The organism is Streptomyces sp. NPDC024698 (assembly GCF_055559015.1).
Window position 1 is genome coordinate 54021 of the sequence record NZ_JBVHLK010000007.1, and the last position, 15135, is coordinate 69155.

10 protein-coding genes are annotated in these 15135 nt (G+C 72.2%); 8 read left to right on the top strand and 2 right to left on the bottom strand.

Annotated features, from left to right (window positions below; all coding sequences use genetic code 11):
* Nucleotides 1-9 precede the first annotated feature (9 nt).
* Complete coding sequence (locus tag ACZ4AA_RS18255; protein ID WP_467602593.1) at nt 10-1188, bottom strand: glycosyltransferase family 39 protein; 1179 nt, start codon at nt 1186-1188, stop codon at nt 10-12.
* 256 nt (nt 1189-1444) lie between these two features.
* Here ACZ4AA_RS18255 and ACZ4AA_RS18260 point away from each other — a divergent pair, with 256 nt between their 5' ends.
* Nucleotides 1445-3232 carry an MFS transporter gene (locus ACZ4AA_RS18260; protein WP_467602596.1) on the top strand — a complete coding sequence of 596 codons (1788 nt, stop codon included), beginning with the start codon at nt 1445-1447 and terminating at the stop codon, nt 3230-3232.
* A gap of 306 nt (nt 3233-3538) precedes the next feature.
* Complete coding sequence (locus ACZ4AA_RS18265) at nt 3539-4729, top strand: acyl-CoA dehydrogenase family protein (RefSeq protein ID WP_467602598.1); 1191 nt, start codon at nt 3539-3541, stop codon at nt 4727-4729.
* Nucleotides 4730-4780: 51 nt separating this feature from the next.
* Here ACZ4AA_RS18265 and ACZ4AA_RS18270 read toward each other — a convergent pair whose 3' ends face one another.
* Nucleotides 4781-5218, bottom strand: coding sequence for a cell division protein SepF (locus ACZ4AA_RS18270; protein WP_467602600.1), 438 nt, complete (start codon nt 5216-5218; stop codon nt 4781-4783).
* A 289-nt stretch (nt 5219-5507) separates the two neighbouring features.
* Between ACZ4AA_RS18270 and ACZ4AA_RS18275 the strand changes: the two genes are divergently transcribed.
* The 6 genes from ACZ4AA_RS18275 to ACZ4AA_RS18300 all read left to right on the top strand — a co-directional run bounded on the left by ACZ4AA_RS18275 (nt 5508) and on the right by ACZ4AA_RS18300 (nt 15134).
* Nucleotides 5508-6785, top strand: coding sequence for a DUF5685 family protein (locus tag ACZ4AA_RS18275; RefSeq protein ID WP_467602602.1), 1278 nt, complete (start codon nt 5508-5510; stop codon nt 6783-6785).
* Between the two features lie 83 nt (nt 6786-6868).
* A complete protein-coding gene (locus ACZ4AA_RS18280; RefSeq protein ID WP_467602606.1) occupies nt 6869-7651 on the top strand; it encodes a DUF1684 domain-containing protein in 783 nt (260 codons plus the stop codon).
* A 263-nt stretch (nt 7652-7914) separates the two neighbouring features.
* The gene (locus tag ACZ4AA_RS18285; protein ID WP_467602608.1) at nt 7915-8814 is read left to right on the top strand and encodes a S1 family peptidase; all 900 of its coding nucleotides are present in this window, start codon (nt 7915-7917) and stop codon (nt 8812-8814) included.
* A 489-nt stretch (nt 8815-9303) separates the two neighbouring features.
* Complete coding sequence (locus ACZ4AA_RS18290) at nt 9304-10386, top strand: S1 family peptidase (RefSeq protein ID WP_467602610.1); 1083 nt, start codon at nt 9304-9306, stop codon at nt 10384-10386.
* A gap of 216 nt (nt 10387-10602) precedes the next feature.
* Nucleotides 10603-14163 carry a DNA polymerase III subunit alpha gene (locus tag ACZ4AA_RS18295; protein ID WP_467602613.1) on the top strand — a complete coding sequence of 1187 codons (3561 nt, stop codon included), beginning with the start codon at nt 10603-10605 and terminating at the stop codon, nt 14161-14163.
* Nucleotides 14160-15134 (top strand): DNA polymerase Y family protein, encoded by a 975-nt coding sequence (locus ACZ4AA_RS18300; RefSeq protein ID WP_467602615.1) that lies wholly within the window; start codon nt 14160-14162, stop codon nt 15132-15134. The genes ACZ4AA_RS18295 and ACZ4AA_RS18300 overlap by 4 nt, the downstream gene beginning before the upstream one ends.
* Nucleotide 15135: the final 1 nt, after the last annotated feature.

Genomic DNA, 15135 nt, shown 5'->3' on the forward strand with positions numbered 1-15135 from the left:
GGCGGCGGGTCAGGGAGGCCCGGAGCCGTTCAGCCAGAACGCCCCGTACAGCGCCGAGGCCACCGCCACACCCCCGAGCACCAGCGCCGACCTGGAAGGGCGCAGCCGGGCCAGGGCCCTCGCCGGAGGGAACAGGAGCGGGAAGGCGGGCAGCAGCAGGCGTGGCTTCGAGCCGAAGTAGCTCGACGCGCACAGGGCGAGGGCGACGACGATCCCCGTGTAGACCAGGAGCGCCGGCGGCTGTCCCTGGCGTACGCACGTCACGTAGAGCCACAGGACCAGCACCACTCCGACGATCAGGGCGGCGCCGGCCGGGGCGGACGGGAACGAGGTGAACTTTTCGGCCACGAAGCGTCCGAAGGCGTACCCGCCGTCGAAGCCGTTCCGCCAGCCCGCCTGGACGTCGAGATAGCCGAGCGGGCCCTTTCCGGTGCGGTGCCCCACCCACAGCACGTAACCGGCGGCGCCGAGCGGCGCGATGATCATGGCCAGGGCGCGCCGCCACGGACGCGCGCCCTCCGTCCGGGGCGTGCACCCGCCGCGCCGGTGTTCTCCCACGAACGACGTAATCGCCGCCACCCACAGGGCCGCCACCACCGCCACCCCCACCGGCCGCGTCAGCCCCGCGAGCGCGGCGAGCAGTCCGGCGGTCGGCCAGCGGCCGGTCAGCACCGCGTACAGCGACCACGCGGCGAGCGCCGTGAACAGCGACTCGCTGTACGCCATCGACTGCACGACGCCGACGGGCAGGACCGCCCACACCAGCACCGCGCACACCCCCGCGCGGCCGCCGTGCACCCGGTCGGCCACCGCGAAGATCCCCCACGCCGCGGCGAGCGAGGCCACCGCGGAGACCAGCAGACCGGCGTCCGCGTACGACAGCGGTGACACCGCGTGCACGATCCGCTCCAGCCAGGGCAGCAGCGGGAAGAACGCGAGATTCGCGTGCACGTCACCGTTCGGGAGGCGGACCTCGTAGCCGTAGCCCAGCTCGGCGACCCGGGTGTACCAGAGCGAGTCCCACCGCTCCGACAGCAGCCGGTGGGCGCTCCCGTCGTTCGCCGCGCTCCACACGGCGAGCGTGACGAGACCCAGCGCGCGCACCGCCGCGTACCCGAGCAGGGCGGGCGCGGCTCTGCGCAGGGCGCCCACACGGGGCGTCTCGGCGGGACTCTGCGGATCGGTCACGGGCTCGATTATCGGCGGACCGCGGAACCCGCCGGGCGTGTTCGGCATGTCGACATGCGGGCCGCGTGGCGTACGCCACATGCCTGGTCAGCGAACGTGAGAGGTCCGCCACGTGTCCCGGGAGAGAACTGTCGTACGCTGACGGCTCACTCGCCTTTGCTGCGTGGGCCCGGGACTCCGCTCTCCGGGCCGCAGCCCCAGGGAGTCCCCACCCTGCGGATCCGCAGAACGCGAGGGAACCTCTGGAGGTACGTACATGTCCGGGACGACCACGGCCGCCACGCGATGCCGTCGGGAGACCGGAGCCGGTGCCAACCGCTGGGTCGTCCTCGTCGTCCTGTGCGTCAGCCTGCTGCTGGTCGCCCTCGACGCCACCGTGCTCCATGTCGCGGTGCCCGCCGTCACCGAGGACCTGAAGCCCGGCGCGATAGAACTGCTCTGGATCGTCGACGTCTATCCGCTCGTCTGCGCCTCGCTCCTCATCCTCTTCGGCACGCTCGGTGACCGGATCGGCCGACGGCGGGTCCTGCTCCTCGGATACGCCCTCTTCGGCGTCGCCAGCGGCCTCGCGGCCTTCTCCGGGAACGCGCAGCTCCTGATAGGCGCCCGCGCCCTGCTCGGCGTCGGCGGCGCGATGATCATGCCCGCCACCCTGTCGATCCTGCGCGAGGTCTTCCCCGACCGGCGCGAGCGGGCGCTCGCGATCGGCATCTGGAGCGCCGTCGCCGCCGTCGGCGCGGCGGTCGGGCCCCTCCTCGGCGGTTTCCTCCTCGAACACTTCTGGTGGGGATCGGTCTTCCTCGTCAACATCCCGCTGATGATCGTCAGCCTGCCGATCGGACGGCTGCTGCTGCCCGAGTCCCACGGCGACCGCGACGGCCCCTGGGACGTGGTCGGGGCGCTCATGGCCGCCGCCGGCCTCTTCGGACTCGTCCTCGGCGTGAAGCGCCTCGGCGGCGGCGAGGCACCCCTCGGCGCCTTCACTCTCGGCTCCCTGCTCATCGGCGCCGTGCTGATGGCCGCCTTCGTACGGCGGCAGCGGCGGCGCGAGCACCCCCTGGTCGACCTGCGCCTGTTCGCCCGCCCGGCCTTCAGCACGTCGGTGGGCTGCATCGTCCTCGCCATGCTCGCCCTGGTGGGCCTCGAACTGATCGCCGCCCAGTACCTCCAGCTCGTACTCGGCCTCTCCCCGCTCCAGACCGGGCTGCGGCTGCTGCCGCTCACCGTCGCCGCGATGGCCGCCGGTCTCGCGGGTGCGAAACTGCTGCGCAGATTCGGGCCGCGCGCGATGGTCTCCTTCGGGTTCTGTCTCACCGCCGCGGCCGTGGTCACGCTCACGGCGATGGGCGGGAACGACAACACCGGGCTGCTGCTCTTCGGCTTCGTGCTGCTCGGCTTCGGCCTGGAGACCACGCTGTTCGGTGCGTACGAGTCCATGCTGAGCGAGGCGCCGCAGGCGCAGTCGGGCGGCGCCGCGGCGATCGGCGAGACCTCGTACCAGCTGGGCGCGGGTCTGGGCATCGCACTGCTGGGGAGTGTGATGAACGCGGCGTACGCGCCAGGGCTGTCGTCCGTCCCGGGGGTCCGGGCGGCCGACACGGCGGCGGCGGGACACTCGCTGGGCGAGGCGTACCAGGTCGCGGACCGGCTCGGCGGCGCCTCCGGCGGCGCCCTGCGGCACGCGGCCCGGGACTCCTTCGTGCACGGACTGCATGTGACGCTGCTGGTGAGCGCGGGTCTGCTGCTGCTGGGCGCCGTGATGGCGCTGCGGCTGCCGCGGATCATGGACTGCGGGACCCCGGCGACGGACGCCACCGCGGCCCCCGCGACGCCCGCCGCCGGCCTCCCGGCGCAGACTCCGGCTCCTTCCGGCCGTCCGACTCCGGCTCAGTCGGGCCTCCCCGCTCCGGCGATCCCGGCTTCTCCGGCAGGGGCTGCCGGCGTCCGTTCCGCCGCCCCGGCTCCGGCGCCCGCGACGGACCCCGCCGGCATCCCGGCTCCCCGGGACGTGGCCGGGGCCCCGGAGACCCGGGTCTCCGCATAGGCCTCGGTCTCGGGCCCGCCGAGCGGCGCCGCGGGGGCCGAGGCCCGGTCCTCGGGCGGAAGGCTCGTCGTGCTTGCTCGCGCGGTTCCTCGCGCCCCTAGCGGGCCTCGTGCGGGCGCGAGAAACCGCGCGGCCGGGCGTAGACGGCCCGCGGGCGCCCGCGGGCCGTGAGCGGCAGCCCCGTGGGCGTATCCGGTGGGCAGCCGCCGGGCCGAAGTGCCCTGGACTTGCGGGACTCCGCGTCGTAACGTCGGGTCGAGATCCTTAACTAGCGGTGCTAGTTGTCACCCTGCCGGAGGCTGTCGTATGTCCGCGTCCTCGAAGCTGCCGCCCTTCGACCCCGCCGACCCGCTCGGGATCGACGACCTGCTCGACGCGGAGGACCTGGCCGTCCGCGACACCGTGCGGTCCTGGGCCGCGGACCGGGTCCTGCCGTACATCGCCGACTGGTACGAGAAGGGCGAGCTGCCCGGCATCCGGGAACTGGCACGCGAACTCGGCGGGATCGGCGCCCTCGGCATGTCGCTCCAGGGGTACGGGTGCGCCGGGGCCAGCGCCGTGCAGTACGGCCTCGCCTGTCTGGAGCTCGAAGCGGCCGACTCCGGCATCCGCTCGCTCGTCTCGGTGCAGGGCTCGCTGGCGATGTACGCCATCCACCGGTTCGGCAGCGAGGAGCAGAAGCAGACCTGGCTGCCCCGTATGGCCTCCGGCGAGATCATCGGATGCTTCGGGCTGACCGAGCCCGACCACGGCTCCGATCCCGCCTCCATGCGGACGCACGCCAAGCGCGACGGCGGGGACTGGGTCCTGAACGGGCGCAAGATGTGGATCACCAACGGGTCCGTCGCCGGTGTCGCCGTCGTCTGGGCGCAGACCGACGACGGCATCCGCGGCTTCGTCGTGCCCACCGACGTGCCCGGGTTCTCCGCCCCCGAGATCAAGCACAAGTGGTCCCTGCGGGCGAGCGTGACCAGTGAGCTCGTCCTCGACGACGTGCGGCTGCCGGCCGACGCCGTCCTGCCCGACGTCGTCGGCCTGAGGGGCCCGCTCGGCTGCCTCTCGCACGCGCGGTACGGGATCGTGTGGGGTGCCATGGGCGCGGCGCGCTCCAGCTTCGAGTCCGCCGTCGCCTACGCGAGGACGCGTGAGCAGTTCGGACGCCCCATCGGCGGCTTCCAGCTCACCCAGGCCAAGCTCGCCGACATGGCCGTCGAACTGCACAAGGGAATCCTGCTCGCCCATCATCTGGGACGCCGCATGGACGCGGGACGGCTTCGCCCCGAGCAGATCAGCTTCGGCAAGCTCAACAACGTACGCGAGGCCATCGAGATCTGCCGTACCTCGCGCACGATCCTCGGTGCCAACGGGATCTCACTGGAATATCCCGTCATGCGGCACGCCACGAACCTGGAGTCGGTGCTCACCTACGAGGGCACCGTCGAGATGCATCAGCTCGTGCTGGGCAAGGCGCTCACCGGGCTCGACGCCTTCAGGTGAAGACCCCGCGCGTGAAGCCCCGGCAAGGCGGGGCCGGTGAGCGGCCCCGCCTCAGCTCTGGTTGAAGAAGCCGTCGGCCTGACGGCCCGCGGCCTCGCCGCTGACGATCTCCGTGTGCGCCGGGGTCAGCAGGAAGACCCTGGTCGCCACCCGCTCGATGGTGCCGCGCAGGCCGAAGGTCAGGCCGGCCGCGAAGTCCACCACGCGCTTGGCGTCGGCGGCCTCCATGGACGTGAGGTTGATGATGACCGGGACGCCGTCCCGGAAGAGTTCGCCGATACCGCGTGCGTCCCGGAAGCTGTCCGGGGTGACCGTACCGATCCGGCGGCCCTTCTCCTCCGCCGTCTCGGAAGCAACCTTCACGCGCGGGTCGGTGACCCACGCGTCGCCGGAGTCCTGACCCTCGGCGTAGTCGTCGTCGTAGTAACGCTCGTCATCGTTGTCGTCGACGAGGCCAAGCCAGGCACTCGCCTTGCGCACCGATCCCATGGACGCCTCCTCTCACAGCGGTCTTTCGTGCTTCCGCATCCCCATGGTCGTCCATGATGCGGATGTCGCGCCAAGTGGATAGACGCCGCGTGGGGGTTTCGTGACGGTACTGGTGCACAGCGAATCCGTCGAGAGCCCGCGCCCCCCAAGGGTCGTACGGGGTAAGGCTGCTGACTGAGAGTGAAATATGATTTCTCTCGGCGACCGGGTGACGAGCGGTGCGTACGGGTGAACGGGAGGGTCGATACGATGCCCGACTTCAATGTCGTACGGGTCACGGGGGAGTGTCGTGTTCGGAATCGTGAGGCCCTGCGTCCACCGTCTCGGTGAGGGGCTCAAGACGCAGTGGATGGCGCATTTGTGCGGGCTGTGTCTCGCGCTGCGCGGGGACCACGGCCAGTTCGCACGGGTGGTCACCAACTACGACGGCCTGCTGATATCGGTTCTGACGGAGGCTCAGGCCGAGAAGGCGGCACGAGGGCGGCGCACCGCGGGGCCCTGTCCCCTGCGGGGCATGCGAACCGCCTCGGTCGCGCAGGGCGAGGGCGCGCGGCTCGCCGCCGCCGTCTCGCTGGTGCTGGCCTCGGCGAAGCTGCGCGACCATGTCGCCGACGGGGACGGTCTCCTGGCGCGCGGACCGGTCGCGCTCGCGGCGCGCCGGGTGGCCACGAGCTGGGGCAGGGCGGGGGCGCGGACGGGAAGTGCCGTGGGCTTCGACACCGCCGTGCTCGTCGACGCGGTCGACCGCCAGAGCGGCGTCGAGGCGCTGGCCGGGCCCGGAACGCCGTTGCTGACGGTCACGGAACCCACCGAGACGGCCACCGCCGCCGCCTTCGCGCACACCGCCGTCCTCGCGGGCCGCCCCGGCAACGCCGCTCCGCTGGCCGAGGCCGGGCGGCTCTTCGGGCGGCTCGCTCATCTGCTCGACGCCGTGGAGGACCGGGAGGCCGACGCGGCGTCGGGAGCCTGGAACCCGCTCACGGCCACCGGGACCCCGCTCACCGAGGCCCGCCGGCTCGCCGACGACGCCCTGCACGGGATACGGCTCGCCCTGCGCGAGGCCGAGTTCACCGACAGCGGGCTGGCGCATGTGCTGCTCGTCCACGAACTGGGCCGCTCGGTGGACCGCGCGTTCGGCACCTCGGGGTGCGGACACACGGGAGGCGGAGCGCACGGCGCCCTCGGCTCGCCCGGGTCGGCCCTCCTCCTCGACATCCCGGGCTCCGTGGTTCCGCCGGGGCCCGAGGGGTCCTTCGGACCGCCCCAGCACGGCGGGAACCCGTACGCCGGTGGCACCCCGTACGCCGGCGGCGGCAACCCCTTCGGCGGCGGGCCGGCCTTCCCGCCCCCGCCTCCCGGAAAGCGCGGCTTCTGGGCGGGCTGTGCCGAGGCCGTCGGCCTGTGCTGCACCTGCAAGCTGTGCTGCGCCGACCAGTACGAGGGCCCGTGGTCGCGCAAGAAGCGCGAAGGGTGCCTGAACGGCTGTGACTGCGACGGCGGTTGCTGCGACGCCTGCCAGTGCTGCGAGTGCTGCGAATGCTGTGAGTGCTGCGACTGCGGGTGCTGACCGGGCGCGGGGGCGATCTCTTCCATGACACGGGGGCGCTCCCGTACGCCGGTCCGGCGAGCCCGTATGGAAGGGTTGATCACATGACGACGGACGCACCCGAGGACTGGAAGCACTGGCAGGAGCACCGTGTGGCGACGGTGTCCGCGCCGTACGGCCCGCTCGCCCTGATCGCGACCCACTGGATCGAGGACTATCCGGAAGGGCGACTTCCGGACATCCCCGGGCAATGGGCCGTCAAGGGTGACGGAGTGGCCCTGACGGCGCTGGCCGAGGAAGGGCTCACGGTCGACGGCGAGCCGTTCACCGGCGACATCGTGCTGGACGCCGACTACGGACCGGCCGACGGTGCCCGGGTCGGACGCGGGGAGCGGCGGTTCGTCGTGCTGGTGCGCGAGGGGATCTGGGGCGTGCGCGCGTACGACCCCGAGGCGCCCGCCCGGAAGGCCTTCGCGGGCATCGAGGCGACCCCGTACGACCCGCGCTGGTCGGTGCCGGGACAGTTCACCCCGTACGGCGAGGGCCGCACCGTGCGCGTCGAGAACGCCGACGGGGTGACCCGAGGGCTCCCCCTCGGCGGCGTCCTCGCCTTCACCCTGGACGGCCAGGACCTCACCCTCCAGGTGTCGGTGGAGAGCGACGGCTCGCTGTGGGCCGTGTTCGGCGACACCACCAGCAGGGACAGCAGTTACCGCTTCCGGTTCCTGCGGCCGGCCGCGCCCGACGCCGAGGGGCGCACGACGGTGGACTTCAACCGGACCGTGCTTCCGCCGTGCGCGTTCGCCGATCATTTCGTCTGCCCGTTCCCGCCGCCCGGAAATGTGCTGCGCGTCGCCGTCGCCGCTGGGGAGCGCCGACTGGCCTGAGGCTCCAGGGACTCCCGAAGTCGCGCGGGAAATCCGGTGCCTTCAGTGGTCCGATGATCAACCTCCGTTGCATGAGGGCAAGTTGAACGCTGCACGGCCGAAAGGCGCCCTTGCGTCTGTCGGCCGCGCAGCCGAATACTCCCCCTCAGCGCCTTGTCAGGGGCATGGCTTGTTCGAAATCCGGACGAGCGGCCCCCGGCTGCGCCTCACGGGCCCCGACCCCACGAGATGGGGCCCCTTACTTCCCTTCGGAGGAATGAAACGTGAGGACCAAGCGCACAACCCCCCGCGGTGGCACGGCGAGACGGAGCCGGCTGATCGCCGTGACCACCGGACTCGTCGCCGCCGCAGCGTTCGCGGTCCCCAGCGCGAACGCGTCCGCCGCCCAGACGTTCAGCGCGACCCAACTGAGCACCGCAGGTCAGTCGGTGCTCAGGTCCGACATCGCGGGCACCGCCTGGGCGGTCGACGCCAAGACGAACCGCGTGGTCGTCACCGTCGACAGCACGGTCTCCAAGGCGGAGATCGCGAAGATCGAGCGCGAGGCGGGCGGCAACGCGGCCGCCCTCACCATCAAGCACACGCCGGGCACCTTCAAGAAGCTGATCACCGGCGGCGACGCCATCTACGGCGGCTCCTACCGCTGTTCGCTCGGCTTCAACGTGCACAGCGGGAGCACCTACTACTTCCTGACCGCAGGCCACTGCGGTGAGGTCGCCTCCACCTGGTACTCCAACTCGGGTCACACCACGACGCTGGGCACCAACGTCAGCTACAGCTTCCCGACCAACGACTTCGCGCTGGTCCGCTACACCAACTCCTCGGTCGCGCACCCGAGCGCGGTCGGCAGTCAGACGATCAGCAGCGCGGCCACGCCCAGCGTGGGCACGACCGTCTACCGGCGCGGCTCGACCACCGGTACGCACAGCGGCAAGGTCACCGCTCTGAACGCCACGGTCAACTACGGCAGTGGTGACGTCGTCTACGGCATGATCCAGACCACGGTCTGCGCCGAGGGCGGGGACAGCGGCGGCCCGCTGTACGGCGGCAGCGTGGCGTACGGTCTGACCTCCGGCGGCAGCGGCAACTGCACCTCCGGCGGTACGACCTTCTTCCAGCCGGTCACCGAGGCGCTGAGCTACTACGGCGTGAGCGTCGGCTGACCGTCCGGTCGCGCGACGGACCGGCCGCTCACCGACTCGTCGACTCATCGACAGGTCGACCCACGAGGCCGGCACCCCCCACGGGTTTCCGCGCGACCGGACCCATGGCCAACAGATCGACGGGCGAGCCCCCGCACGCAACCGGCGTGCGGGGGCTCGCCCTTTTCGTTTCACCCAAGAGCGATTTCAGGACAGCCTCGGTCCCGCCGGTCGTGACGGTGTGATGTGCGTGCTGTGTTTGCGATGCGAATCCCCCGGGCGTGACCACGTGTGGTCAGGACGTAGGAGGCGTACGGCTGTTGTCGTACGGGAGTCCTGAAGTCGACCTTGTGTGTTCCCTGTGCGTCTCGGAATAGTGGTCGAGGAACAACTGGCATGGACGCGACGGTTCGGACCATTCACCGTGCTCGGGGCCCATGTCCCTACGCCTTCCGGTCCCGGAGGTCCCCACAACCTCCCGGATCGACCCCCCCCACAGGAGGACGTGAGTTGAAGCACCGACGTATATCCAAGAGGCGTGCCCTCGTGACGGGTGCGGGCATCGCCGCGCTGGTCGCCGCCGGAGTCACCTTCCAGACTGCGAACGCGAGTGAGGTTCCGAAGAATTCCGAGCCGCACACCCTCTCCGTCGCGGCGGCCGGAAAGCTCTCCTCGACCCTGGGCGAGGACCTGGGGGCCGGCGTCGCGGGAACGTACTACGACGCGAAGTCCCGGCACCTCGTCGTCAACGTGCTCGACGAGAGCGCGGCCGACGCGGTCACGGCGGCCGGAGCCAGGCCGAGGATCGTCGAGAACTCCCTCGCCGAGCTGACGAGCGCCCGCGCCACGCTGAAGAAGAGCGCGAGCGTCCCCGGCACGTCCTGGGCGACCGACCCGCGGACCGACAAGGTCGTCGTCACCGCCGACCGCACGGTCTCCGACGCCGAGTGGGTCAGACTCACCAAGGTCGTCGACGGTCTCGGGGCCAAGGCCGAACTCAAGCGGACGAAGGGGGAGTTCAAACCCTTCATCGCGGGTGGCGACGCCATCAGCGGTTCCGGCGGGCGCTGTTCGCTCGGCTTCAACGTGGTCAAGGGCGGGCGGCCGTACTTCATCACCGCCGGCCACTGCACCGCGGACATCTCCACCTGGTCGGACGCCGACGGCAAGGAGATCGGCACGAACGAGCAGTCCAGCTTCCCCGACAACGACTTCGGTCTGGTCAAGTACACCGCGACCACGGACCACCCGAGCGAGGTCGACCTCTACAACGGCTCCACGCAGCCCATCACCAAGGCGGGTGACGCCACCGTCGGCATGAAGGTGACCCGCAGTGGCTCCACGACCCATGTGCACGACGGCACGGTCAAGGGCCTGGACGCCACCGTGAACTACGGCAACGGCGATGTCGTCAACGGTCTCATCCAGACCGACGTCTGCGCGGAGCCCGGCGACAGCGGCGGCTCGCTGTTCTCCGGCGACACCGCGATCGGCCTCACCTCCGGCGGCAGCGGTGACTGCACCGCGGGCGGCGAGACGTTCTTCCAGCCGGTGCCCGAGGCGCTCTCGGCCTTCGGGGCCCAGATCGGCTGACGGCCTTCCCGTCCCGGCCTCCCCGGGAGGGCCGAGCCCCGTCCTCGCGCGTGTCGCGGGGGCGGGGCTCTCGGGTTTTCCGGGCGGCGTTTGCGCAGGTGGCGCCGGGTCCGAGTGGATGTCGTACAAGTGTTCGAGAATTGGTCTATGGTGGGGGTGGGATAGATGGGAACGAATGTTCGAGAGCTGTAAAGGCTCACAGGTCGGGAGGTGTGCATGCCGGGATTCACGCATCTGCACACCGCCTCCGGGTTCTCCCTGCGCTACGGGGCCTCGCACCCGGAGCGCCTCGCCGAGCGCGCCTCCGAGCGGGGCATGGACGCCCTCGCTCTCACCGACCGGGACACCCTCGCGGGCTCGGTCCGGTTCGCCAAGGCCTGCGCGAAGGCGGGCATCCGCCCGCTGTTCGGCGTGGACCTGGCGGTCGGGGAGCCCGTACGGGGGGAGCGGCGCCGCACCCCGGTGCGCGGCGGCGCCTTCGTCGACGAGTCGGCACCCCGTGCGACCTTCCTCGCCCGGGACGGCGCCACCGGCTGGGCGGACCTGTGCAGAATCGTCACGGCGACGCACGCGGGCGGCAGGGAGAACGGCCCGCCGCTGCTGCCCTGGTCCGCCAACCACGCCGAAGGCCTCACCGTGCTGCTCGGCCCCGGCTCCGACGTCGGCCGCGCGATCGCCGCGGGCCGCCCCGACCGCGCGGCCACGCTGCTCGCGCCCTGGCGGGAGATCTACGGCGACGCCCTGCGCCTCGAAGCCGTCTGGCACGGCCGTCAGGGCACCGGCCCCGGCTCCCTGCGCCTGGCCGCCCGCATGGTCGGCTTCGCCGCCGAGCAGCGGGTGCGCCCCGTGCTCAGCAACGCCGTCCGGTACGCCGACGCGGGACTCGGCCCCGTCGCCGACGTCCTGGACGCCGCCCGCCGGCTCGTCCCCCTCGACCCCCGGGGCGAGCTGGACTCCGGCGAGGCCTGGCTCAAGGACGAGGCCGCCATGCTCGTCGCCGCCGAACGGATCGTCGAGGCGGCGGGCTACCGCCGTGACACCGCGCTCCGGCTGCTCGAACAGACGCGGGCCACCGCGGCCGCCTGCCGCGTCGACCCCGAGGACGACCTCGGCATCGGCGGCGTCCGCTTCCCGGAACCGCGTCTCGTCGGCGCGGACCGGCGGACCGCCCAGCGCGTCCTGGCCTCCCGCGCGGCGGCGGGCATGGTGCTGCGCGGTTACGCCGGCCGGCGCGCCTACTGGGAACGGATGCACCACGAGCTGGACATCATCGCCCACCACAACTTCGCCTCCTACTTCCTGACGGTCGCTCAAGTGGTGGACGACATAAGGAAGATGGGAATCCGGGTCGCGGCGCGCGGCTCCGGGGCCGGCTCCCTGGTCAACCATCTCCTCGGCATCGCGCACGCCGACCCCGTCGAGCACCGGCTGCTGATGGAACGCTTCCTGTCCAAGCGCCGCCCGGTGCTGCCCGACATCGACATCGACGTGGAGTCCGCCCGCCGTCTGGAGGTCTACCGCGCGATCATCGGCCGGTTCGGCACCGAACGGGTCGCGACCGTCTCCATGCCCGAGACCTACCGGGTCCGGCACGCCGTCCGCGACGTGGGCGCGGCCCTCTCGCTCGACCCGGCGGAGATCGACCGGATCGCCAAGGCCTTCCCGCACATCCGGGCCCGTGACGCCCGCCTGGCCATGAAGGAACTCCCCGAACTACGCGAGCTGGCGGGGGAGAAGGACAGGTACGGCAGGCTGTGGGAGCTCGTCGAATCCCTCGACGCCCTTCCGCGCGGTATCGCCATGCACCCGTGCGGGGTGCTCCTCTCCGACGCCTCCCTGCTCGCCCGTACACCGGTCATGCCGACCAGCGGCGAGGGCCTGCCCATGTCGCAGTTCGACAAGGAGGACGTCGAGGACCTCGGTCTGCTCAAGCTCGACGTGCTGGGCGTGCGGATGCAGTCCGCGATGGCGCACGCGGTGGCCGAGGTGGAGCGGGCCACGGGGGACCGGCCGGACATCGACGCGGTGGCGCCGGGCGACCCGGCGACGTACCGGCTGATCCGGTCCACGGAGACGCTGGGCTGCTTCCAGATCGAGTCGCCGGGACAACGCGACCTGGTCGGACGGCTTCAGCCCGCGACCTTCCACGATCTCGTCGTCGACATCTCGCTCTTCCGGCCGGGGCCGGTCGCCGCCGACATGGTGCGGCCGTTCATCGAGGCGCGGCACGGCCGGGCGCCGGTCCGCTACCCGCACCCGGATCTGGCGGGGCCGCTGAAGGAGACGTACGGAGTCGTCGTCTTCCACGAGCAGATCATCGACATCGTGGACATCATGACCGGCTGCGGACGCGACGAGGCGGACCGGGTGCGGCGCGGGCTGTCCGACCCCGAGTCGCAGGGACGCATCCGGTTCTGGTTCGCCCAGCACGCCGCGGTGAAGGGGTACGACACCGAGACCATCGCGCGCACCTGGGAGATCGTCGAGGCCTTCGGGTCGTACGGCTTCTGCAAGGCGCACGCCGTCGCCTTCGCCGTCCCGACGTACCAGTCGGCGTGGCTGAAGGCCCACCATCCGGCCGCCTTCTACGCGGGGCTGCTCACGCACGACCCCGGGATGTACCCGAAGCGGCTGCTGCTGGCGGACGCGCGGCGGCGCGGGGTGCCGATCCTGCCGCTGGACGTGAACCGGTCGGCGGTCGCTCACCGTATCGAACTGGTGTCCGAGATGGGAGATGGGGGATCCGGGGTCGAGTCCGAGGCCGTGCTCGGGTCCGAGGCGGGGTCGAGGTCCGGGTCGAGGGCGAGGTTGATGCCGGGGGCCGTCGGCCCCGTCGGTCCCGCAGGTCGCTGGGGGGTTCGGCTGGCGCTCTCCGACGTGCACGGCATCAGCGAGGCCGAGGCGGCGCGGATCGCGGACGGGCAGCCGTACGCCTCCCTGCTCGACTTCTGGGAACGGGCCCGGCCGAGCCGGCCGCTCGCCCAGCGGCTCGCGCAGGTCGGCGCGCTGGACGCGTTCGGCGCCAACCGCCGTGACCTTCAGCTGCACCTGACCGAACTGCACCGCGGGTCCCGGGGTGCGGGCGGCGGCCAACTCCCCCTGTCCGGGGGGCGGGACACCGCCTCCGCCGGGCTGCCCGACCTGTCCTCGGCGGAGCGGCTGAGCGCCGAACTGGGTGTGCTCTCGATGGACGCCTCGCGCAATCTGATGGACGACCACCGCACGTTCCTGGGGGAGTTGGGCGTGGTCACGGCCCGTCGGCTGCGCGAGGCGCGGCACGGTGAGACGGTCCTGGTCGCGGGCGCCAAGGCGGCCACCCAGACCCCGCCGATCCGGTCCGGCAAGCGGGTCATCTTCAGCACGCTGGACGACGGGACGGGCCTGGTCGACCTCGCCTTCTTCGACGACTCCCACGACGCCTGCGCCCACACCGTCTTCCACTCCTGGCTGCTGCTCGTGCGCGGGGTCGTACAGCGCCGCGGCCCGCGCAGTCTCAGCGTGGTGGGCGCGGCCGCCTGGAATCTCGCCGAACTGGTCGAGCTGCGCGCCGAGGGCGGCCTCGACGTGGTGGCGGCGCGCCTGGCCGAACCCGCGCCGGAGCGGCCGAAGGGGCGGGAGGAGCCGGGCGGTCCGGAGGGGCGGGGGGACTCCGGGGGGCGGACGATCCGGATGTCCACGGGGTACGAGATGAACCCCTGGGCCGATCTGCGTCCCGCGGGCGAAGGGCCCGCGGGGGGAAAGAAGTTGTGGCACCAGAGTCCGGGGAGTGCGGGATGACCGTCCTTTGTGTACGTTTCCAGCTGCCTCCGATGCGCGAGGCGGCCCTGCCCCGGCTCCTCGGCGTCCTGGCGGAGTTCACCCCCGTCGTCGAGGCACTGCCACCCGACACCGCCCTGCTCGATCTGCGGGGTGCCGAGCGGTACTTCGGGCGCGGCGCCGCCGAGTTCGCCTCGCTGATCCGGGTGCGGACCCTCGCCCTGTACGGGATCGACTGTGCGATCGGCGCCGGGCCCGGACCGATGCTCGCGCGGATGGCACTGCGGGACGCCGTACCCGGGGTGCCCCGGGTGGTGCCCCAAGAGCCGGACGCCGTCACGGAGTTCCTCACCGACCGGCCCGTCGCCGCGCTGCCCGGCGTCGGCGGCGCCACCGCCCGCATCCTGTGCGAGTACGGCCTCGACACCATCGGCAAGGTCGCGGCCGCGCCCCTGTCCACGCTTCAGCGTCTCACCGGCGTCCGGCCCGGCCGCGAACTGCGAGAGAAGGCGTCCGGCGTCGACCGCGGCCGGGTCGTGCCGAACGCCACCTCACGCTCGCTGGCCGTCGAACGTGCCTTCCCGTGCGACGAGTTGGACCCCTCCAGGCATCGCAGGGCGCTGCTCTCCGCGGCCGAGGAGCTCGGCACCCGGCTGCGCTCCCTGGAGAAGGTCTGCCGCACGCTGACTCTCACCGTGCGGTACGCCGACCGCTCCGCGACCGTCCGCGGCCGTGCCCTCAGGGAGCCCACCGCCCACTCCTCGGCGCTGACCGGCACCGCGTACCGCATGTACGAGGCGCTCGGCCTCCAACGGGCCCGGGTCCGGGTGATCGCCCTGCGGGCCGAGGGTCTGACCCCCGCGGCGCAGGCCTCCCATCAGCTCACCTTCGACCCGGTGGACGAGAAGGTCCGCCGGATCGAGGAGGTCGCCGACCGGGCGCGGGCCAGGTTCGGCCCGCATGTGATCGGCCCGGGGACACTGGCCGCGTGAG